This window comes from Paenibacillus agaridevorans (genome assembly GCF_003112455.1).
GTDB lineage: Bacteria > Bacillota > Bacilli > Paenibacillales > Paenibacillaceae > Pristimantibacillus > Pristimantibacillus agaridevorans.
In genome coordinates this window covers 4,604-5,017 of sequence record NZ_BDQX01000210.1, presented here as the reverse complement: position 1 = coordinate 5,017, position 414 = coordinate 4,604, and the positions used below count along the sequence as shown (strand labels likewise).

The 414-nt window shown below is 59.7% G+C and carries 1 protein-coding gene; it reads right to left on the bottom strand.

The window, feature by feature from the left end; genetic code table 11:
* Positions 1-414 (bottom strand): ABC transporter permease (locus PAT3040_RS38800; RefSeq protein WP_258235068.1); only part of this gene is annotated, 414 nt, incomplete at both ends.

Here is a 414-nt window from a genome sequence, read left to right as displayed (position 1 = left end):
TACGATAATGATCAGAATAACGGCGGCGAACGCCCGCTCCGGCATGAAGCCGCGCGAGGACAGAGCCATAAAACCTCCGAGGCCAAGCTTCGGGGCCAGCATGTCGGCGATGACCGCCCCTAACATGCTGTACGTCGCGGCAATCTTGAGTCCGGAGAACAGATGAACGGCGGCGCTGGGAAGCTCCAGCTTCCAGAACAGCTCCGCCTTGCCCGCTCCGATCATGCGCATATAATGACGCAGTCCGGCATCCGCGCTGGCAAGACCCGACAGCATGGCGACCGATACGGGAAAGAAACAGACGAGCATGACGAGCAGCGTCTTGGGCAGCGTGCCATAACCGAACAACATCGTCAGGATGGGTCCCAAAATGACGACAGGCACGTTCTGGGACAGGATGAGCAGCGGGTAGAC